General features: G+C 42.2%; 12 protein-coding genes. 8 read left to right on the top strand and 4 right to left on the bottom strand.

Annotated features, from left to right (window positions below):
- Nucleotides 1-89: 89 nt before the first annotated feature.
- A complete protein-coding gene (locus DXB58_RS08705; protein WP_122136561.1) occupies nucleotides 90-1988 on the top strand; it encodes a HAMP domain-containing sensor histidine kinase in 1899 nt (632 codons plus the stop codon).
- A gap of 315 nt (nucleotides 1989-2303) precedes the next feature.
- Here the strand turns inward: DXB58_RS08705 and DXB58_RS08700 are convergent, their stop codons facing one another.
- Complete coding sequence (locus DXB58_RS08700; RefSeq protein ID WP_122136560.1) at nucleotides 2304-2879, bottom strand: RNA polymerase sigma-70 factor; 576 nt, start codon at nucleotides 2877-2879, stop codon at nucleotides 2304-2306.
- Nucleotides 2880-3013: 134 nt separating this feature from the next.
- On the opposite strand from DXB58_RS08700, the gene DXB58_RS08695 reads away from it, so the two are divergent.
- The 7 genes from DXB58_RS08695 to DXB58_RS08665 all read left to right on the top strand — a co-directional run bounded on the left by DXB58_RS08695 (nucleotide 3014) and on the right by DXB58_RS08665 (nucleotide 16660).
- Nucleotides 3014-4036 (top strand): FecR family protein, encoded by a 1023-nt coding sequence (locus tag DXB58_RS08695; protein WP_122136559.1) that lies wholly within the window; start codon nucleotides 3014-3016, stop codon nucleotides 4034-4036.
- 168 nt (nucleotides 4037-4204) lie between these two features.
- The gene (locus tag DXB58_RS08690; protein WP_008775515.1) at nucleotides 4205-7594 is read left to right on the top strand and encodes a TonB-dependent receptor; all 3390 of its coding nucleotides are present in this window, start codon (nucleotides 4205-4207) and stop codon (nucleotides 7592-7594) included.
- Nucleotides 7595-7606: 12 nt separating this feature from the next.
- The gene (locus DXB58_RS08685) at nucleotides 7607-9121 is read left to right on the top strand and encodes a RagB/SusD family nutrient uptake outer membrane protein (protein ID WP_122136646.1); all 1515 of its coding nucleotides are present in this window, start codon (nucleotides 7607-7609) and stop codon (nucleotides 9119-9121) included.
- A gap of 15 nt (nucleotides 9122-9136) precedes the next feature.
- Nucleotides 9137-10447 (top strand): SusE domain-containing protein, encoded by a 1311-nt coding sequence (locus DXB58_RS08680; RefSeq protein WP_122136558.1) that lies wholly within the window; start codon nucleotides 9137-9139, stop codon nucleotides 10445-10447.
- A 28-nt stretch (nucleotides 10448-10475) separates the two neighbouring features.
- A complete protein-coding gene (locus DXB58_RS08675; protein WP_122136645.1) occupies nucleotides 10476-12041 on the top strand; it encodes a DUF4874 domain-containing protein in 1566 nt (521 codons plus the stop codon).
- A gap of 88 nt (nucleotides 12042-12129) precedes the next feature.
- Nucleotides 12130-14457, top strand: a complete 2328-nt coding sequence (locus DXB58_RS08670) for a beta-galactosidase (protein ID WP_199487939.1) — start codon at nucleotides 12130-12132, stop codon at nucleotides 14455-14457.
- Nucleotides 14458-14524: 67 nt separating this feature from the next.
- Nucleotides 14525-16660 (top strand): alpha-N-acetylglucosaminidase, encoded by a 2136-nt coding sequence (locus DXB58_RS08665; protein ID WP_122136556.1) that lies wholly within the window; start codon nucleotides 14525-14527, stop codon nucleotides 16658-16660.
- Between the two features lie 236 nt (nucleotides 16661-16896).
- Here the strand turns inward: DXB58_RS08665 and DXB58_RS08660 are convergent, their stop codons facing one another.
- The 3 genes from DXB58_RS08660 to secA form a co-directional block, all read right to left on the bottom strand.
- Nucleotides 16897-17343 (bottom strand): hypothetical protein, encoded by a 447-nt coding sequence (locus tag DXB58_RS08660; protein ID WP_117936535.1) that lies wholly within the window; start codon nucleotides 17341-17343, stop codon nucleotides 16897-16899.
- A 61-nt stretch (nucleotides 17344-17404) separates the two neighbouring features.
- Nucleotides 17405-18511 (bottom strand): DUF6340 family protein, encoded by a 1107-nt coding sequence (locus DXB58_RS08655; RefSeq protein ID WP_122136555.1) that lies wholly within the window; start codon nucleotides 18509-18511, stop codon nucleotides 17405-17407.
- A 181-nt stretch (nucleotides 18512-18692) separates the two neighbouring features.
- Nucleotides 18693-22010, bottom strand: a complete 3318-nt coding sequence (secA, locus tag DXB58_RS08650) for a preprotein translocase subunit SecA (RefSeq protein WP_122136554.1) — start codon at nucleotides 22008-22010, stop codon at nucleotides 18693-18695.
- Between the last annotated feature and the right edge of the window lie 23 nt (nucleotides 22011-22033).

Raw genomic sequence — 22033 nt, 5'->3', positions numbered from 1 at the left:
AGGGCATCTCAATTCGTTTTGGGATGCCTTTTTTTTGCACTAAAGAAATTAATACTATCTTTGCTTCCGCTATTTATAGAATACCACAAATGAAACAATCGTTACGGATCATTCCATTCCTCCTTGGATTATTCCTTTTTATTGAAGGATTCTTATCACCTGCGTCAGCCCGAACCGAAAATACAAATAAAGAAGTACTGGTTTTAAACTCAATTAATTTCAATCTGCCCTGGGCTAAAAACTTTTATTGGTGTCTTCATGATGCTCTTCAGAAACAAGGTATATCGGTCAAAGCGGAGTCGCTTTCTGTAGCTGCTTTGGAGAATGAGGTGGAAGTGAATGCTCTGATTATTCATTTGCGCCAGAAATATCCAACTCCTCCCACTGCGGTTGTGCTGATTGGAGATCCGGGATGGATGGTTTGCCGTGAGTTATTTGATGATGTATGGAAAGAGGTCCCGGTAATTGTGACAAATGCCCGCGATTATTTACCTGCTTCTCTTGAGGTCTTATTATCTCACGCCCCGTTGACGGAAGCCAATACAGTTTCGGGTGATGAATGGAGGCGGGGATATAATATAACCATTTTGAAGCAACATTATTATGTAAAGGAGACGATCGGCTTAATTAATAAACTGATACCTGATATGGAATGTCTGGCGTTTATCTCCGATGATAGGTATATCAGTGAGGAAACTCGCCGAGATGTAAAGGAAGCTGTAGAAGAGAACTTCCCGGATTTGCATTTGGATTTACTTTCCACCACTCAATTATCTACGGAAATGTTGCTGGATACTTTACGTGGTTATAAACCGAATACGGGAATCATCTATTATTCATGGTTTGAGTCACATAACAAAAATGACAATAACTATCTTTTCGATCATATTCAGGAGGTGATTGTCAATTTTACTCCATCTCCATTATTTTTGCTTTCTCCCGAAGACTTGTCGAACAATACTTTTGCTGGGGGGTATTACGTTTCGACAGAATCGTTCTGTAAATCTTTGTTGGAAATACTCGGTCGTGTATTGGATGGAGAGCAAGCACGTAATATTCCCGGTGGGGTAGGAGGACAGGGAAGTGCCAATCTCTGCTATCAGGTGTTGAAATCCCACAATATACCTTCGTCCCGCTATCCGGACGATGCGGTTTATGTCAATGAACCCAAAACTTTTTTCCAACAGTATTATATTCAAATTCTTTCTTGCTCTTTCTTTTTATTGATATTGATTGTTGCTATCATATATTATATCAGTATTCTTCGGAAAGCATATAGTCGTTTGCATGAAGCAATGGAAAAAGCGGAACAGGCCAATCAATTGAAATCTGCATTCCTGGCTAATATGAGTCATGAGATACGTACGCCCTTGAATGCCATTGTAGGATTCTCCAATATGCTTCCTCATGTCGAAAACCGTGAAGAAATGTCCGAATATGCAGACCTCATTGAAACAAATACGGATTTGTTGCTCCAGTTGATTAATGATATTCTGGATTTGTCGAAGATTGAAGCCGGTACATTCGATTTCTATCCTGCCTTGATTGATGTGAATCAGACGCTTGAAGAAATCGAGCAGAGTATGCAGCTACGTCTGCGACACAATAATGTGACTTTCACATTTGTGGAGAGACTGCCCGAATGTACATTATATACGGATAAGAACCGTTTGATTCAGTTACTTACCAATTTCATTGTTAATGCCATCAAATTTACAGAAGTGGGTACCATTCGTATGGGGTATCGTCTGCTAGGCTCCGAAACGATTTATTTTTATGTGTCGGATACTGGCTGTGGAATGTCTTCTGAACAGTGTATTCATGTCTTCGAACGGTTTGTGAAGTACAATTCCTTTGTGCAAGGTACCGGACTGGGACTTTCTATCTGCCATACGATTGTAGACCGCCTGGGAGGGAAAATAGGAGTGGAGTCGAAAGAGAACAAAGGATCTACTTTCTGGTTTACCTTACCTTATCGGCAGAATTAATGCTTTACTTCTCTCCAATCTATCAGTAGATAAGTTGCTATGCTCTTATTGCAAACTTCCTTTTCCTTATTGGATAAGTTGTCTTTGACTAAGAAGAAACTATAAACGCAAGTTCTGATTGTATAAACGAAACTTGCAATTATATAATCAGAACTTCCGTTTTTATAAATGAAGCTTGCAATTATAGATTTCTCTTAGCCAAAAAGAAGTTTGGCAGTAGGGGAATGTAAGTTTATCCCTAATACAAAGGAAGTTGTCTATTAGTACTTTAGTAAATAGATCGTAATAGATCAGAAAATAGATAGTAGGTTTATTTTAAGGAAATAGAATCGGTAGCAATAAAGGCAGATAATCCTTTAAATCTATACGTAGTTGCTTTAATGCTTGTTGAATGCGGTAATCTACTGTTTTGGGAGATACTCCCAGAATTTCCGCTATTTCTTTATAACTCATATCCCGGAACCGATGCATCACGAAAGCTTCCCGGTAACTTTCCGGCAATGTGGCAATGGCATCCTTGATGCGTTGTGTCAACTCTTCGACTTGATAAAGATCCGTATCTTGTAGCATTTCCTGCATTTCTTCATAAAATCGAGTGTCGGCACGTTGAGTGGCGTCAATATGTGCAAGCTTGTTCAGAGCTTTGCGGTATATCATTTTAAAGAGGTACGAACTAAGCGAGGTTTCGATAAACAAATTTTCTCTGTTCTCCCAAATCCATAAAAGAGAATCCTGCACAATTTCTTCCGCATCTTCCAGATCGACGAAGCGATGGCCGTAGGCACACAGTGCCGGATAATACCTCCGAAACAGTGCATCGAATGCTTTTTGGTCGCCTCGCTGTATAGCAGATAATAGGAAATTGCTTTCTGACAGGTGAACTTCTTTCATGTATTAGTTTGATATTTCACTGCAAATATAGCTTTTTTATAAGAAAACAAAGATTTTCTGAAAAAAAATGAGATTTGGTTTAGGAATCCCACAAGTCTCTCTTGTCTTATAGTAAAAGGCAATAAAATACGAATATGGATAAGACTGATAAAAATACAATAGAAGAATTGCTTCCCCGTTATTGTGAGGGACTGGCAACGGAAGAAGAACGTCTGCAAGTTGAGACGTGGATGGATGAGTCGGAAGAAAACCGGCGGATGGCCAAACAGATACATGCTCTCTATCTTGCTACAGATACCGTTCACATCATGACGAAAGTCGACACAGAGAAAGCATTGACAAAGGTGAAAAGTAGAATGTCGGGTAACAGACAAAGGAAAACGACATGGTGGGAATGGGCGCAACGTGCGGCAGCAGTGCTGTTCATTCCACTTCTCGTTACTCTGATGGTACAACATTGGGGAGGAAGCGAACAGGAATTGGCACAAATGATGGAAGTGAAAACAAATCCCGGAATGATGACTTCTCTGACATTGCCCGATGGCACATTGGTTTTCCTGAATTCCGAATCTACCTTGAGTTATCCCTCACGCTTCGATAGCGACACGAGAAATGTAACATTGCAGGGAGAGGCTTATTTTGAAGTAGCCAAGAACCCGGAAAAGAAGTTTATAGTTTCTACTTCCCACCAATCACAGATCGAAGTACTGGGAACTCATTTTAATGTAGAGGCTTATGAAAAAGAAGACCGGATTGCAGCAACATTGGTTGAAGGAAAGATAGGTTTTATTTATTCATCTGACAATGGTTCGAAAAAGGTGCTGATGGATCCCGGACAGAAGCTGGTCTATGATACAAGAGACAGTAAAGTGCAGCTTTATGCCACCTCCGGTGAGTCGGAAATAGCTTGGAAAGAGGGAAAGATTATATTTAGAAATACTCCTCTCGAAGAGGGATTGCGAATGTTGGAGAAGCGGTATAATGTGGAATTCATTATTAAAAACGACCGCTTGAAAGGAGACTCGTTTACAGGTACGTTTACAAATCAACGCCTCGAGCGTATTCTGGAATATTTCCAGCTTTCTTCTCAAATCCGTTGGCGTTATCTTGATTCGCCGGATATAAAAGATGAAAAGAGTAAAATAGAAATATATTGATTGATTAACCTTAAAACAAAAATGCAATGAAAGACAGACCCCCTTAAACAAAAACATACGGGAGGATATTGGCGTATCTTCCCGTATGGAAATCGGTAAATCTTTTTGATGCTTGTTTGGCGACAAGCTTAGATAAACTTTTTATTAACTTTAAGTCATTACAAAATTATGCAAAATTATTTTAGCATCCAATTTTTATGGGTGGTAAAGTCACTTTGGCTAACCTCAAAAAAAATCCCATTATCTATGAGACTATTGGTTTTGTTCTTAGTATGTTCTATTGGGCTGACCTATGCAGCCGATAGTTACGCTCAAAAGGCTTTAATCAGTATTGATGTACGTAATCAGCGGGTGGAGGACATTCTAAAAGAAATTGAAGAGCAGTCTGATTTTGATTTCTTCTTCAATAATAAGCATGTCGATTTGAATCGTCGCGTATCAGTTTCTGCTGATAAAAGCAACATTTTTAGTGTGTTGAAAGAAATCTTTTCTGGTACTAATGTAAAATATTCGGTACTAGACAAGAAGATTATATTATCCATTGAGGCACAGTCTCCTGAACAAGAAAAGAAAATAACCGTATCCGGTACTATATCAGATGCACAGGGGGAGCCGATTATCGGAGCCAGTGTATTAGAAAAAGGAGTACAGGGTAACGGTACGATAACAGATATTGACGGGAACTTCAAAATATCCGTCTCTTCATCGAAGGCACAGCTCGATATCTCCTATATCGGCTATCAGTCTCAAACGGTTGCCGTGCAACCCGGAAAAAATATGAAAATCATTTTGCAGGAAGATTCCAAACAACTCGATGAAGTGGTAGTGGTGGGTTATGGTACACAGAGCAAGAAGACATTGACAGGTGCCGTTTCTATGGTAAACATGGGAGATGTGGAGATGAATACCGTACCGAATGTATCTCGTGCGTTGGCGGGTAAAGCAGCGGGGTTCCGTGTGAACCAGGTTTCTGCACAGCCGGGTGGTGAGGCGAAGTTTCGTATTCGTGGAGAAGCGTCTACCGGTGCTGGTAATGAACCTTTATTTGTAATCGACGGCTTCCCGGTATCTTCTACTTCCAATTTAAGTTCTGGTAATGGTTTCTATGAATCGGGTAATATTGATAATGTACTGGAATCATTGAATCCGGATGATATTGAATCCATTTCTGTGTTGAAAGATGCTGCTTCCACAGCTATTTATGGTGCGCGTGCCGGACATGGAGTTGTTTTGATTACCACCAAACGTGGTAAAAGTCAAAAGCCCAGAGTGACTTATTCCGGTATGGGGTCGGTGCAGGTAGCTCGTTCCAACTACAAGATGCTTGATACTCGTATGTATATGGATATGTATAATAAACAGATGCATGAAGAGTGGTTAAAGTTGAACGGAATGGGTATTTATGAAGGATATGTTGAGAAGCAGGACACTCCGCCTACTCAATATAAACCCACTTTCAATAATGATGAAATATTGACTGCTAGCGGTACCGATTGGTTGGATGCGGTGATGCGCAATGGATATACGCAACAGCACAATCTTTCTGTGAATGGTGGTACGGAGAAAACTCGTTATCTGGCTTCTGTCAACTATATGAACCAAGAAGGAATTGTCAAGAATAATGGTGTCAGTCGTTTTTCTGCCCGTTTGAATCTGGATCAAGAATTGAGTGAATATGTTTCTTTCGGACTGACTGCTACTTACTCGCAGAATAAGTATGACAATGTTCCTCTGGGAGACAATGCCAATGAATATTCCGGCGTATTGACCGGTGCTATCCAATCCAATCCTACAATTCCTATCTATGACTCTGAAGGAAATTATTTCATTGATCCGAAACGTCCCTTCGTTGCGAATCCGGTGTCTTTGTTGGATATTAAGGATAATACGGTAAAAGACCGGATCATAGGATCTGCATTCGTATCCGTGAAACCGTTGAAAGACTTGGAAGTGAAGTTGCAGTTAGGTGTCGACCGTAGTTTCCAGAAACGTTCCAGCTATTTGCCTAAGACAACTTTGCAGGGAAAGACCAAAAACGGAAGAGCGGATATTTCGCAGGAAACAAGTACTGCCTATCTGATGGAGCTGACAGCTCAATACTCCAAGAGCTTTGGCGATCATAACGTGAAAGCTATTGGTGGTTATTCGTTCCAAAAATTTAAAAATGATGGATTGAGTGCCGGAAATGAAGATTTTCTTGTAGATGGCTTTGGATATAATAGTTTGGGTTCAGGAAATTACAAGAAACCATCTGTAGGTTCATGGGCTTCTATTAACAGTATTGCTTCTTTGTTTGCCCGTGCCAATTACTCGTATAAAGGCAGATATTTACTGGAAGCTACAGTTCGTGCTGATGCTGCTTCCAATTTCGCCCCGGAAAATCGTTGGGGGTATTTCCCGTCCGTATCAGCCGGTTGGATGATAAGTGAAGAAAATTTCATGAAAGGGGCTTCAAACTGGTTGTCTATGTTGAAGTTAAGAACTTCTTATGGACAGACGGGTAACTCTAATGTCGGTTATCGCATTTACGACTATTATGAAGTGGGAAGAAGTGCCATTATCGGAGGTGCAGAATCAACAGGAGTATATGCTTCAGATTTGGGCAACAGGAGCCTGACTTGGGAAACGACTACGGAATTTAATGTAGGTGTGGATCTAGGTATACTCAACAACCGGTTTAAGTTGACAGCCGAATATTTCAAACGTAAGATTACAGACTTGTTGGTGACAAATAAACCATTGCCTTTTTATAATGAAATAAATAAAATAGCGGGTAATATAGGATCAACACAAAGTCAGGGTGTGGAAATCACTGTGAATACGGTGAATATCGTTACTAAAGATTTTGAATGGGATACGACATTAACCTTGTCACATTACAATGACCGTTGGCTGACACGTGACCCGAACTGGAAACCCAAACCTTATGAAAAAGAAAATGATCCGATTCGTGCATGGTGGGAATATGAAGCGCTTGGCATCCTGCAACCGGGAGAAAAAGTTCCGGACGCTCAAAAAGACTTGGTTCCGGGTATGATGAAGTTGAAAGACCGCGATGGAAACGGAGTATTGGGAGATGAGGATAAAGTATATATGGGTAATGGTGATCCTAAAATTATCTACGGTCTGAACAACTCGTTCAGATATAAGAACTTCGACTTGAATATCTATTTCTATGGAGAAGCCGGCAGAAAGAGAGGAGCCAGTTATTATGAGGGCTGGACACGTATGGACAATGGTATCAATGTTTCTACTTATGCCCTGAAAGCTTTTAATAGCAATAACCTGACAGCCACAGATCCGACATTTGTCAGAGGTGGAAGCGGATGGGGGGATTACTATGTGAAATCTATCTATTACGTTCGTTGTGGAAGCATTACATTAGGATATAAAGTGCCTATCAGCCAGAAGATTGCCAAGAATCTCCGTGTATATGTAGACGTGAATAATCCATTTGTGATTACTAACTGGACAGGTCTGGACCCGGAAACGGACAATGGAACCTATGCATATCCGAATGTAACCTCATATAATTTTGGTGTATCAATATCTTTCTAATAAGTGATGAATATGAAAAAGACAATTTATACTGCAATAGCAACTCTCTTGTTCCTCATTTCGTCTTGTACGCTGGAGCAGGAAGTATATAATAAAATTAATCCGGGAATGTTTCCCCAAAATGCTGAAGATGTAAATGCTTTGGTCAATTCGAGTGCTTATTATGTGTTTTCTCCGTGGGGAATTTTTGAAGTAGCGGCAGGCTATGTGACGACTTCGGAAATGGTAACCGATTATGTGGAAAACACTTGGGGATGGACTACCGTATACAATTCGTATGAAGCTAATGACTGGCATATCGACGGTGACTATCGTCGTGTGTATGACTATTCCCAGTATTTGGCTTCCATGACTTTGACAATGGATCGCATCAAGGACGTGAATATGGATGAAACCTTGAAAGCTCGCTATATGGCGGAATTGAAATGCGGACGTGGTTTCCTGGCTTTTCTGATGTATGATATGTATGGTCCGATACCTATCGCCGATCTGGAGACTTTGCAAAAACCGGAAGCAGAGATTGTTATTCCACGTTTGTCGGAAGAAGCTATGCGTGAATACATTGTTTCCAACTTGAAAGATGCAGCTAATGTGTTGCCCTATAAGTATGAAGATACAAATTACGGACGCTTCACCAAAGGATTGGCCAATACATTATTGCTGAAATTCTACATGATGACCAAGCAATGGGATGAGGCGGAGAAAATAGGACGTGAATTGACAAAACCGGAATACGGTTATAAATTGGTAGACGATTATAACTCTCTGTTCTCTTTATCTGGTGAAAAGAATTCGGAAGTCATATTCTCATGTGTGGCCGAGGCCGGTGTGATGGAACAGAAATGGCTCGCTCACGTACTGACTTCTGACTATCCGCTTCCTGCCGGAATGTCGGTGACTGCCTGGGGAGGATTTAAAATATCCTGGCCTGCATACGAATCTTATGATCCTAAAGACAAGAGACGTGAAAGAATTATTGGTGAATATACAGGTACAGAGGGCGTACACCATAGCCGGGCGCTTGACCGTGACGGTGGTACGACAGGTATACTCTTCTACGGTGCAATTCCGGTGAAATATAAAATTGAGGGGGTAGTAGGTGAGAAGTGCGAAATAGATATGCCCATCTATCGTTATGCGGATGTATTGACTTTACTTTCGGAAGCTATCGTTCGCAATGGAAACAGTATCACTCAAGAGGCGATTGGCCTGTTGAATCAGGTGCGGGTTACTCATGGTGGACTAAAAGCTTATCAATTGAGTGATTTTTCATCTGTAGAAGATTTTCTGGATAAATTGTTGGAAGAACGTGGACATGAATTTTATTTTGAAGGAGTGCGTCGTCAGGATTTGATCCGTCACGGAAAATTTATTGAAGCAGCACTTGCCAAAGCAAGATTTGCCGGACAGCCGACAGGTAAAATAGAAACGAAAGTGGATGGACAATATAAATATGAGAAATTCCCGTTGCCTACTCATCTGATTACTGAAGGACAAGGTATTATAATTCAAAATCCCGGTTACTAAAAAATAGATAGCATTATGAAACATTTATTATATAGTCTATTAGGAATCTTGTTGCTTGCCGGATGTAAGGAAGACAAGTACAATGTAATCATTCCGATGTCGGATATTTACTTGAGCGCGCCTCAAGATGGAGCGATCATTGATTTGAATGATTTATCGATTGAGAAATATAGTTTCTCTTGGGAGAAACCTCTGGAAAATGGAGCAAAGCTGCTTATTTGTGCTGACAGGAAATTCAAAGAACCGGTGATAATTGATGCAGGAAAATCGACTTCTGTTGCGATATCTGCACTGACTGCCGATCAGAGTTTTTCTCAATTGGGAATTAAAGCGGGGCAGGAAGCGGTACTGTATTGGACAGTCAAAGAAACCGGTAATATAACCGCAGCAGCTTCGGAAGCACGCACCATTCGGGTGAAACGTATGACTAGCAAATTAGTGCAGCCGGAAGATTTGACTAAGATTTCTTTGGCTGAAAATGCCCCGGAGACTGCTGTGCAGTTTGAATGGGATACCCAGGAATGGCCTGAATCTACCTCGTACTCGCTTTGTTTCTCACTGGATCCTGAAATGAAACAGACGGTTGCCGAACATAGTGTGGGAGTTGTGAATGGTAAATCATCATTGACTCATGAAGAACTTCAGGCACTGCTCGATAAACTTTCTATCAAACGTTGGACTTCCAATTCTGTGTATTGGAATGTGAAGACTGATGATGGGCAATGGGTGTCACGTTCTTCCGGAGTACTGAATATGACAGAAATGATGCGCTTCATAGATGTTCGTGGAGATGAAAAGATTACTTATCGTGTTGTTCGTATATTTTATAGTGACAAAACATCATTGGTTTGGTTGGCAGATAACCTGCGCGCAACTAAATATGCTGATGGTACAGATATTGAAGCGAATAATTTCAAAAAGACACCTGCATCGCTCGGAGAAGGTAGAGTGAAAGCCTATGGAGTGCATTATCATTACGATATTCGTGATAAGATAGCACCTAAGGGATGGCGTTTGCCGACCATACAGGAATATAAGAATTTGTTTGCAGAAGCCGGAACTGCCGAAGGTCAATGGAATGTATTGAAAGATCCTGAATATTATGAATCAGTAAAAGGACAGGCGCATTTGAACGACTGGAAATTCAATTTGTGTGCTTCCGGTCAATGGAGCGGTGATGCAATCACTAATCATACCGGACCGTACTGTTATCTGTTGGTCACTGATGATATGTCTCATCAATGTATTCTTCATGATGGAGGGGCAACATTGTGGAGTCCTTGGACAACCGGTGCTCCTGCACGTTTTATCTACAATGAAAATTAATCGGGTGAAAATTAAAAGTATATCAATCATGTTAATCAATATAAAGAAAACTATGACCATATTATCTACCTTATTATTAGGTATTATGTGTAGCTTTTGTTCTGATACAATAGATGTATATGCGGGACAATATGGAGAAGAAGACGGAACGAGTGAACCGGAAACTCCGGAGGTAACAGGAAATATTGTACCGATCGAGTCGCTTAGGAATCCCGATAGGGGATTCCACTTGGAATGTAATTTGCTTGCCGACCAAATGAAAAGTCCATATAATGATTATGAGGTTTATGGCAATGATTTGTATACGAAGAAAGTAGAGCAATTTGATGCAAAGGACGACAACCTGACTCTTGTACAGCAATATATCTACTTAACTAACTGGGTGAGTAAAGACCTGGATGCTGAAGCTCTGTCGAATATCCGCAAGATATTCGAGTTGATGAAAGCGCAGGGGTATAAAGCCATTCTTCGTTTTGCATACAATCACGCCGGACTGAATACTTCCGGTGGCGAATCCAAACAATGGATTCTCCGGCACATCGAGCAACTTACTCCTCTGTTGAATGAATACATTGGACAAATTGCTACCATGCAGGTTGGTTTTATCGGTGCTTGGGGAGAGTGGCATACTTCTCCGTTGATGAATGACCAGAGTGCGAAGAATGCAATCGTCAGTGCTTTATTGAGAGCCTTGCCTGCACCTTATTGTGTAGAAATGCGTTATCCGAATCATAAGAAAGCGTTGACACTGGAACAGGAAGGATCTCGTGGACGTATCGGGTATGCGAATGATTATTTTACAGCCGGCGAACATCCGCTTGCACCGGGCAATGACTTTGTTCCTAATACGGATGATTACAAGCAGATAACGGAAGAGGTGAAAGTGAACAATTTCTATATGAGCGGTGAGATCCCTTATAATGAGGATACAGAATGGGGATTGGCGGAGTTGATTAGTCCGATAAAATCACTGCGTATTTTGCGCGAACACCGTTACTCGGCATTTGATGTGACGCAAAACTATGATTTGAATATCATGAGTTGGAAACGGGTAAAGGTAAATCCCGCTTTATTAAATGATAATCACATTCTGTTCGATGAGAGTTACTTCAAAGATGAGGAGGGCAATGAAGTTGTTCGTTCATTCTATGATTTTGTACGCGACCATTTGGGGTATCGTCTGAATCTTCAAAGTGAATCGAAAGTAGAAGCAAAAAGTGGAAATCTGGAATACGATCTGACGATTACGAATACCGGTTTTGCTACGGTGATTAATCCGAAAGAGGTATATCTCGTACTGGTTTCCGAAAGCGGTCAGGTAGTGAAAGAATTCAAACTGGATGTGGATCCTAAGACCTGGATTCCGGCTACCGAACAGGAACCGAATCAGGCTGCGAAATACACTATCAAAGGAAGTGTGGCAGCCGGTGTGAGCGGAACCTATAAAGTGGGGATCTGGATGCCCGAAAAAGTAGCCGATTGGAAATACAATTCGGTATATGCCATTAAGTTTGCTAAAACAGAGAATGTGACTCATTGGTATGATGATGCAGACAAATATGCCGTGAACCTGTTCGGAACAGTTACATTCTAAAAATAAATTGATGAATACTTCCGACCGTATAGAACAGATCTCATGTTGCGGTCGGAGTATTCGAAACTCACATCTTATTTGAATGAAGATGAACAAAAATCATAAAACCGTACTTGTTATACTTAACATCATAGTATCATTTCTAATTTCTTCCTGTTCCTCCCCCAAGGAACAGGTTAGAATAGGAAATGGTACTTTTACTATCGAGGGAAAGGATATCCAGTTGATTTGTGGAGAAATGCACTATCCCCGCATTCCGCACGAGTATTGGCGTGACCGCCTGAAGAGAGCGCGTGCGATGGGACTGAATACGGTGTCTGCCTACGTTTTCTGGAACTTCCATGAACGTCAGCCGGGAGAGTTTGATTTTAGCGGACAGGCTGATATTGCGGAATTTATCCGTACGGCACAGGAAGAGGGACTGTATGTGATTCTTCGTCCCGGTCCGTATGTCTGTGCAGAATGGGATTTCGGAGGTTACCCATCGTGGCTGCTGAAAGAAAAGGATATGACTTATCGCAGTAAAGATCCGTGTTTCCTGTCCTATTGTGAACGATATATCAAAGAACTTGGCAAACAACTGTCTCCTTTGACCATCAATAATGGAGGCAATATTATTATGGTGCAGGTGGAGAATGAATATGGATCGTATGCAGCGGATAAAGAGTATCTTGCCGCTATCCGCGATATGATTAAAGAAGCAGGATTCAATGTTCCGCTATTTACCTGTGACGGTGGTGGACAGGTGGAAGCCGGACATGTTGAGGGCGCACTGCCTACATTGAACGGAGTGTTTGGTGAAGATATATTCAAAGTGGTAGATAAGTACCAAAAGGGCGGTCCCTATTTTGTTGCGGAGTTTTATCCGGCCTGGTTTGATGAGTGGGGCAGACGACATTCCTCTGTTGCTTATGAACGTCCCGCCGAACAGCTGGACTGGATGTTGAGCCACGGTGTTTCTGTCAGCATGTATATGTTTCACGGTGGTACAAACTTTGAGTATACCAATGGAGCCAATACCGGAGGCGGTTATCAGCCCCAACCCACAAGCTATGATTATGACGCTCCCTTGGGTGAATGGGGAAATTGTTATCCCAAATATCATGCATTCAGGGAAGTGATTCAGAAATACCTGCCTGCGGGAACAGTACTGCCGGAAGTTCCGGCAGATAATCCGACTACCACTTTTGCAACAGTCGAATTAAAGGAAAGTGCTCCATTAAGGACTGCATTTCATCAGACTACCCAGTCTGAAAATGTGCTGTCGATGGAGGATTTGGGAGTTGATTTCGGATATATTCATTATCAGACCACACTTCAAAAAGCGGGGAAACAGAAACTTGTCATACAGGATTTGCGTGACTATGCTGTGATCCTCATAGATGGTAAGCAAGTAGCCAGCCTGGATCGTCGTTACAATCAGAACAGTGTGACCTTGAATGTGCCGAAGACACCTGCCACACTGGAGATTCTGGTAGAAAATACCGGACGCGTCAACTATGGTCCCGATATACTGTTTAACCGGAAAGGTATCACCAGCCAAGTTTTGTGGGGAAATGAAAAGCTGACCGGATGGTCTATTACTCCATTGCCTCTGTATAAAGAAAAAGTTTCGGAAATGGAGTTTGGCGAAACCATCAAAGGCGTTCCTGCTTTCCATAAAGGAACGTTTACAGTAGAGAAGAAAGGTGACTGCTTTGTGGATATGAGTCAATGGGGCAAAGGTGCTGTCTGGGTAAATGGCAAATCTTTGGGACGTTTCTGGAATATCGGTCCTCAACAAACACTCTATCTGCCCGCTCCATGGCTGAAAGAGGGAGAAAATGAAATTGTAGTGTTTGAAATGGAAGATACGGGTAAGCGTGTTTTGCAAGGATTGAATCAACCCATTCTGGATAGTTTGGGTATTGATAAGAATTATCAGAAAGGCCAGCGTCGTGCAGTGGTAGGCACTCCGATTCTGGAAGATGGTGATCTTGCATTAAAAACTACTTTGCAGGAGACTAATGAGTGGCAGTCATTCGATTTACCGGTTGCGACTACTCTTCGCCACTTCTGTATAGAGACTCTGTCTTCCTACACAGAGGATAATCAGGCCTGCATTTCGGAAGTGGAACTGATAGATGATAAGGGACAGCCGATTGACAAAACTAAATGGGAAGTCGTTTATGTAAGCAGCGAACAAGCTGATAAGAACTTGGGAATAGCAGAAAACTTGTTTGATGGAGATATCTCTTCTTTCTGGCATACGAATGTGGCCGTGGAGTCTAACCATCCTCACCGGGTTATTATAGATATGAAAGAAATTTATAAGGTTTCGGCTTTTCGCGTGAAAGTTCGTAAAGGTTCATTCTTATCAGGAAAGGTGAAAGATATAAATATATATGGTCGTCCACAATTCTTCTTATTTCATTGAATAAAACGTAGTAAATAGATAAAATACGACTCTTAATTATTATATTTGACAAACTGTAAATAAAACTATGTATACACGTCTTTTATTCATTCTATTATTGGGGGCTACATGGATGTGTAGCTGCCAAACCGAACAGTCTCCTGTCAATACATTGGCAGATCGTGTGACGGAAGGTACTTCGAAAGATCGAATTCTTTTTCGGATGATTGCTGATGAAAACAATCTGTTAAAAGATTATTTTGAAATATCTTCTGAAGACGGTAAAGTGCTGATAACCGGAAATTCTGATTTGTCTCTGGCTACGGGGTTGAACTGGTATCTGAAATATGTAGCCGGTATTCATCTTTCCTGGAATAATCTTTCGCAGAAGTTACCGGAAGTGCTACCGCTTCCACAAGAAAAGATACGTAAGGAGACATCCATGCAGAACAGATATTATCTGAACTATTGCACCTATTCTTATTCCATGGCTTTCTGGGATTGGGAGCGTTGGGAAAAAGAAATAGACTGGATGGCAATGCATGGCATCAATACGCCTTTGAGCATCACCGGAATGGAGGTGGTCTGGTACAATTTGCTGAAACGTTTGGGATACACAACAGAAGAAGTCAATGAATTTATTTCCGGCCCGGCCTTTATGGCTTGGTGGCAAATGAATAATCTCGAGGGTTGGGGCGGACCGAATCCCGATAGCTGGTATCAGCAACAAGAAGCGCTTCAGAAGAAGATCGTAGCCCGTATGCGGGAGTTGGGTATTGAACCAGTATTCCCCGGATATGCTGGAATGGTTCCCCGTAACATTGGTGAAAAGCTAGGTTATCAGATTGCTGATCCCGGTAAATGGTGTGGATTCCCCCGTCCGGCTTTCCTTTCTACGGAAGATGAACACTTCGATTCTTTTGCCGCTATGTATTATGAGGAATTGGAGAAACTCTATGGAAAAGCCAACTATTACAGCATGGATCCATTTCATGAGGGAGGTAACACGGAAGGAGTCGACTTGGCGAAAACCGGTGCTTCCATTATGGCAGCTATGAAGAAAGCCAATCCGAAGGCTGTTTGGATCATTCAGGCCTGGCAGGCGAATCCTCGGGAAGAAATGATTGCTTCTCTTAATCAGGGAGATTTGCTCGTTTTAGATTTATATAGTGAGAAACGTCCCCAATGGGGAGATCCGGATTCCATGTGGTATCGGGAAAAAGGCTTTGGCAAACACGATTGGCTCTATTGTATGTTACTGAATTTTGGAGGTAATGTTGGTTTGCACGGCCGGATGAATCAGCTGGTGAACGGGTATTATGATGCTTGTGCACACACTAACGGGAAAACGTTGCATGGAGTAGGAGCAACCCCGGAGGGCATAGAGAATAATCCGGTGATGTTCGAACTCCTTTACGAACTTCCTTGGCGTGAAGAACGCTTCTCTTCCGATGAATGGTTGCAGACTTACTTGAAAGCTCGTTATGGCAGAGAAGTTTCACCGGAAATAATGGAGGCTTGGCGTGCATTGGAACACACCGTTTACAATGCTCCGAAAGATTATCAGGGTGAAGGAACCATTGAGTCTTTGTTATGTGCCCGTCCGGGTTTCCATCTGGATAGAACTTCCACTTGGGGATATTCCAAACTATTTTATGCTCCCGATTCTACTGCAAAGGCAGCCCGGCTATTTACTTCCGTTGCCGACCAGTATAAAGGAAACAATAATTTTGAGTATGACTTGGTAGACATCGTACGTCAGAGTAATGCCGATAAAGGAAATGTGTTACTTGAAGAAATATCACAGAGCTATGACCGAAAGGACAAAGAGGATTTCCGCAAACAAACACAGCAATTCCTGGACTTGATATTGGCGCAAGATCGTTTGTTATCTACCCGGAAAGAATTTTCCGTTTCCTCTTGGTTGAATGCAGCTCGTTCTCTGGGAACTACAGAAGAAGAAAAGCGATTGTACGAATGGAATGCTTCCGCATTAATCACAGTCTGGGGAGATAGCATTGCTGCCAATCAAGGCGGACTACATGATTATTCGCATCGGGAATGGAGTGGACTTTTGAAAGACTTGTATTATCAGCGTTGGAAAGCCTTCTTTGAGCAGAAACAGGCGGAGCTGGATGGGAAGCCTGCAGGACAGGAAATAAACTTCTATGGGATGGAGAAAGCCTGGGCAGAGAAGAGTAAGGCACAGACATTGAAGAACTAAATAATTGAATAGAAATGCAAATGTTATAGCCGGACATATTTCATGTCCGGCTATAACATTTGCATTAGAACTTTTTTATAAGGAATCTCAAGTTTCATTGCTGAAAGGTATATATATAAAATAATCGGAAGCAATAAAGGACATATCCTGATTGCTTCCGATTATCTTTTTATGTGTGGATCTTGAACGATCTCTATTCAAAAAGAACGGTATCTTATTTCTCCAACAATTCTTCTTTATTTTTCCAATAAATCCTTTAAGAAGTCATCCAACTCTTTATCCAACCCTTTCAGCAATTCATCATTCACCAGTATGGTATCGTCGTCAATCAACAACAATTCTGCTACGGTTTCTTTCTCTTCATCTACCAAAACGAAAGAATAAGGTTTCAGAATAGTCACTTTGTCGAAATCTCCGGCATCCTTCATTCTACAAAGAATGTTGCGAAGAGAAGGTTCCACGTTTTCAAGGAAATCATCCCCTTCATAAGTAGTCCATTCTTCGATCATGATGTTTGCCAGTTCTTCATCATCATCGTTGTAAATATTAAGTTGTCCCGATGCCTGATCCGGTTGGAGATGGATATCGGTTACGACTGTTTGTTCACAGCTACATACATATTTAGCGACTGCCTTTTGGATAGCCGATTCGATAATAGATAATGATTGTTGGCTCAATTTCATGGGTTCCTTCTTTTTATAAGTTCAAAGGTATAAAAAAAATAAGATTTGATACACAATTTCCTTAAAAATCATCATTAAATCGGCTCATTTGCAATTTTAACTTGGGTAATTGAGCATTTCTTTCCTTTAGTTCAGCTAAATACAAGGTAGTAAGATAATAATTCGGCACATCATCAATGGTAGCTTGAGGGCTATCTGTGATGTTCTTTTTATCTATTTTCTTAGCCAGTTGTTGTGCCTTTTCTGCCCATTCTTCCGCTTTAGCCAAACTATCTTTCATTTCGTAGTAAACAGCGATGTTGAGAGCTGCCCGCATTTTTTTCTTTTGGTTCTTGGTACCTTCGAAAGCCTGACGCCAAAGTTCGTATGCGTCGTCCCATGAATTTTCGCGTACATAAATGGCAGCGTCACGCATAGGAACCGAACCACCAGTATAAAGATACCGTGTTCCTTTTTTCCAGATGGGTACAAGGTGTTTCACCGGAACCGTTCCTGCGAATGCTGCCGCTTCTTCCAGCATCTGCTTGTCGGGAATCATGCGAGTGGCGGCTTCTATGGCTGTACCTCCAAACTCCTCCCAAAAAATGCTATCATTAGGATGGAGCGTAGTCATCGGTCTACTACGTTCGGGAAGATAAACTTTCACCGTGGGATAAACTTTCACGTCTACCGCTCCTTGAAAGCAGTTGAACTCATCCAGATAACGGACAGTCTTTGTTGCTTTGAGTTGCAGGTTTTCCAGCGCAATAATAAAGTCCACTCCCAGGTTAGAAGCCAGTTGACGCACTTCCTCCTGGCTCAATGTACTTTCGCGGGCCAGTTTATCATTGGCGCGTAAGGCAGAATCACAGATAACCACTTCATCGAAGTAGTTCTGCTGTGCAATTTCTTCTGCCAGTGATTCAGTGGCTGTCTTAGGATCTCCGTTGGCATAAGCCGTTGCACGACTTATCAATGGTGTACCTTCTTTAATTTTTTCAGTCTCTGTTATCAGTTTATTATCCGGGGCGTCGCTGGTGTTATTCACAATAGCTACTTTTCGGAGTTGCGGAGGAAAGCTCAAGTCGGCAGGTTGCAGATAATCAATGGGAATCTGTTCCAGACTCTGACAGCTACCCAGAGTCAGCAGGAATAAAACGATGAGAACCAGTGAATAAGATTTTGCCATAGTTTTGTTCTATTTAGTAATTTGAACAAAAGTACAACTTTGGAAGAATAAAAGAAAGCCTCAAACAGTTTTTAACCGTTTGAGGCTTTCTTTTATAAGTTGAATATAGAGAGGCTATGCCATAAAGCACATTACCCTACAATTTCCAACCTTTAATTTATAATTTTTAATTATTAATTAATCAAAGGTTCTTTCCATGGCAGTTTTTATACTTTTTGCCGCTTCCGCATGGACAAGGGTCGTTACGACCCACTGTCTTCTCTGCACGAATCGGTTCACGTTTCTGCTGTTCACGAGTATCTTGGCTTGCAGCAGCCTGCTGGTTCGGATCACTCAAATCTTCTTTGTTTTCGCGATACTTGCTCATATCCTGGCGTTGTTCGGGAGCAGCCTGACGCACTTCTACACGACGTGCAGCTGATTCGTCCGGAGCTTCCTGTACAGGAATTTGTCCACGCATCAAGATCGATATAGTCTGGTTATTGATCTTGTTCACCATAGCGTCAAACAAAGTCACAGATTCCAGTTTATAGATCAATAGCGGGTCTTTCTGTTCGTAGCTTGCATTCTGTACAGAATGTTTCAGTTCGTCCAGTTCGCGCAAGTTTTCTTTCCATGCTTCGTCGATTACGTGGAGCAAGATTGATTTCTCGAACGATTTCACCACTTCTTTAGATTCCGATTCGTAAGCCGCTTTCAGGTTACAAGAGATATTATACATCCGTTTACCGTCTGTGATAGGAATCAGGATGTTTTCGTACATGTGTCCCTGGTTTTCATATACCTGTTTGATAACCGGATTAGCGATCTGTGCCAGACGTTCAGTTTTGCGTTTGAAGTTCTCCATAGCAATGTTGAAAGTCTTTTCGGCCAACTTATCTTTCTTCTCGTTACGGAATTCTTCTTCAGTGAACGGAGTTTCCATTGCCAATGTCTGGAGCAATTCCATCTGGCAACCTTCATAATCGTTGTTCTCGATAGCGTTGGCGCAACGGTCCCAAATCATGTTCACGATATCCATACCGATACGTTCACCCATCAGAGCGTGACGACGTTTCGTATAAACCACCGTACGTTGCTTGTTCATTACGTCGTCATATTCCAACAGACGTTTACGAATACCGAAGTTGTTTTCTTCCACTTTCTTCTGTGCACGTTCGATGGAGTTGGAAATCATCTTGTGTTCGATCATTTCGCCTTCCTGGAAACCGAGCTTGTCCATTACACTGGCAATACGGTCGGAAGAGAACAGACGCATCAGGTCGTCTTCCAATGACACGAAGAATACAGAAGAACCCGGGTCACCCTGACGTCCTGCACGACCACGCAACTGGCGGTCTACACGACGGGATTCGTGACGTTCCGTACCGATGATTGCCAAACCGCCCGCAGCTTTTACTTCCGGACTTAGTTTGATGTCGGTACCACGACCTGCCATATTGGTAGCAATGGTTACTGTTCCGCTCAAACCGGCAGTAGCAACGATGTCTGCTTCTTTCTGGTGCAGTTTAGCATTCAACACCTTGTGCTCAATCTTACGCATGGTAAGCATTTTGCTCAACATTTCGGAGATTTCTACCGAAGTAGTACCTACCAGTACCGGGCGTCCTGCCTGAACCAGTTTCTCAATTTCTTCGATAACAGCTTTATACTTTTCGCGTTTTGTCTTGTAAACGCGGTCGTTCATATCCTTACGGGCAATCGGACGGTTGGTCGGGATAACGACTACGTCCAATTTATAGATGTCCCAAAGTTCGCCTGCTTCCGTTTCAGCAGTACCGGTCATACCGGATAGTTTGTGATACATACGGAAGTAGTTCTGCAAAGTAATGGTAGCGAAGGTCTGTGTAGCAGCTTCCACTTTCACACGTTCCTTGGCTTCGATAGCCTGGTGCAATCCGTCAGAGTAACGACGACCTTCCATAATACGACCGGTCTGCTCGTCTACAATCTTCACCTGACCGTCGATTACTACGTATTCATCGTCTTTTTCGAACATCGTGTAAGCCTTCAATAGCTGATTGATGGTGTGTACACGTTCCGATTTGATGGCATAGTTAGTCAGCAACTCATCCTTCTTTTCAAGCAGTTGCTCGTTGGTCAGATTCAGGTTTTCCAATTCCGAAAGTTGTCCGGCGATGTCCGGAAGCACGAACAATGTCGGGTCTTCAGAGTTACCGGTAATCAGGTCTACACCTTTATCTGTCAGGTCTACGCTATTCAGTTTTTCGTCGATTACGAAGTACAGCGGATCAGTCACTTCATGCATACGCTTGTTGTTCTGTTCCATGTAGATCTCTTCCGTCTTGAGCATACCTGCCTTGATTCCCTGTTCACTAAGGAACTTAATCAACGGTTTGTTTTTCGGCAATGCTTTATGACTGCGGTATAGAGCGAGGAATCCTTCTTCCACCTCTTTCTTATCGTTGGATGCGATCAGTTTTTTTGCTTCGGAAAGATATTTGGTAGCCAGTACCTTTTGTGCTTCTACCAGACGTTCCACTAGCGGACGGAGTTGCTCGAACAACTGGTCATCGCCTTTGGGTACAGGACCGGAGATAATCAACGGAGTACGTGCGTCGTCAATCAATACCGAGTCGACCTCATCGACGATGGCATAATTGTGCTGACGTTGTACAAGGTCTTTCGGGCTGATAGCCATGTTGTCACGCAGGTAGTCGAAACCGAATTCGTTGTTTGTACCGAAAGTGATATCTGCCAGATATGCCTGACGACGTGCGTCGGAGTTCGGCTGATGACGGTCGATACAATCTACGCTCAAACCGTGGAACATATAAAGAGGACCCATCCATTCGGAGTCACGTTTGGCGAGGTAATCATTCACGGTAACTACGTGTACACCGTTTCCGGTCAATGCGTTGAGGAATACCGGGAGTGTAGCCACTAATGTTTTACCTTCACCGGTTGCCATTTCTGCAATCTTACCTTTGTGCAGAACGACGCCACCGAAGAGCTGTACGTCATAGTGAACCATGTTCCATACAGTATCGTTACCACCGGCTATCCAGTGATTCTGGTAGATAGCTTTATCACCTTCGATACGTACGAAATCTTTCGTAGCAGCCAGTTGACGGTCGAAGTCGGTAGCAGTTACAACGATTTCTTCATTTTCTGTAAAACGCTTGGCAGTAGCCTTTACGATAGAAAAAGCAACAGGCAGTACTTCGTCCAGTGCTTTTTCATATTTTTCCAGAATTTCTTTTTCTATCTTGTCGATTTGTGTAAAGACTTCTTCGCGGTCTTCCAGTTCGAGAGTTTCAATGCTTGCCTTCAACTCTTCCACTTTCGCACGTTCGGCAGTAGCCGATTCATGGATATATTTTTTGAGTTCTTCCGTTTTGGCACGGAGGGCGTCGTTGTCTAGTTTTTCAATCTCCGGGTAAGCAGCTTTGATCTTTTCCACCCAGGGCTTGATTTCTTTCATGTCTCGTGTGGATTTGTTTCCGAAAATCGAGCTTAAAAATTCATTAAATCCCATGTTATATTATTTAGTTTATTATT

The organism is Bacteroides sp. OM05-10AA (genome assembly GCF_003439055.1).
Classification (GTDB): Bacteria; Bacteroidota; Bacteroidia; order Bacteroidales; family Bacteroidaceae; genus Bacteroides; species Bacteroides intestinigallinarum.
Note: the sequence above shows the minus strand (reverse complement) of the source record. Positions and strands in the feature narration are given on the sequence as shown.

What these genes read in the sequence shown, in the direction of transcription:
- DXB58_RS08660 (WP_117936535.1), bottom strand. Translation starts at nt 17,343, where the DNA reads ATGAAATTGAGCCAACAATCATTATCTATTATCGAATCGGCTATCCAA.
- DXB58_RS08690 (WP_008775515.1), top strand. Translation starts at nt 4,205, where the DNA reads ATGCAAAATTATTTTAGCATCCAATTTTTATGGGTGGTAAAGTCACTT.
- DXB58_RS08700 (WP_122136560.1), bottom strand. Translation starts at nt 2,879, where the DNA reads ATGAAAGAAGTTCACCTGTCAGAAAGCAATTTCCTATTATCTGCTATA.
- DXB58_RS08705 (WP_122136561.1), top strand. Translation starts at nt 90, where the DNA reads ATGAAACAATCGTTACGGATCATTCCATTCCTCCTTGGATTATTCCTT.
- DXB58_RS08685 (WP_122136646.1), top strand. Translation starts at nt 7,607, where the DNA reads ATGAAAAAGACAATTTATACTGCAATAGCAACTCTCTTGTTCCTCATT.
- DXB58_RS08665 (WP_122136556.1), top strand. Translation starts at nt 14,525, where the DNA reads ATGTATACACGTCTTTTATTCATTCTATTATTGGGGGCTACATGGATG.
- DXB58_RS08670 (WP_199487939.1), top strand. Translation starts at nt 12,130, where the DNA reads ATGAACAAAAATCATAAAACCGTACTTGTTATACTTAACATCATAGTA.
- DXB58_RS08675 (WP_122136645.1), top strand. Translation starts at nt 10,476, where the DNA reads ATGTTAATCAATATAAAGAAAACTATGACCATATTATCTACCTTATTA.
- DXB58_RS08695 (WP_122136559.1), top strand. Translation starts at nt 3,014, where the DNA reads ATGGATAAGACTGATAAAAATACAATAGAAGAATTGCTTCCCCGTTAT.
- secA (WP_122136554.1), bottom strand. Translation starts at nt 22,010, where the DNA reads ATGGGATTTAATGAATTTTTAAGCTCGATTTTCGGAAACAAATCCACA.
- DXB58_RS08680 (WP_122136558.1), top strand. Translation starts at nt 9,137, where the DNA reads ATGAAACATTTATTATATAGTCTATTAGGAATCTTGTTGCTTGCCGGA.
- DXB58_RS08655 (WP_122136555.1), bottom strand. Translation starts at nt 18,511, where the DNA reads ATGGCAAAATCTTATTCACTGGTTCTCATCGTTTTATTCCTGCTGACT.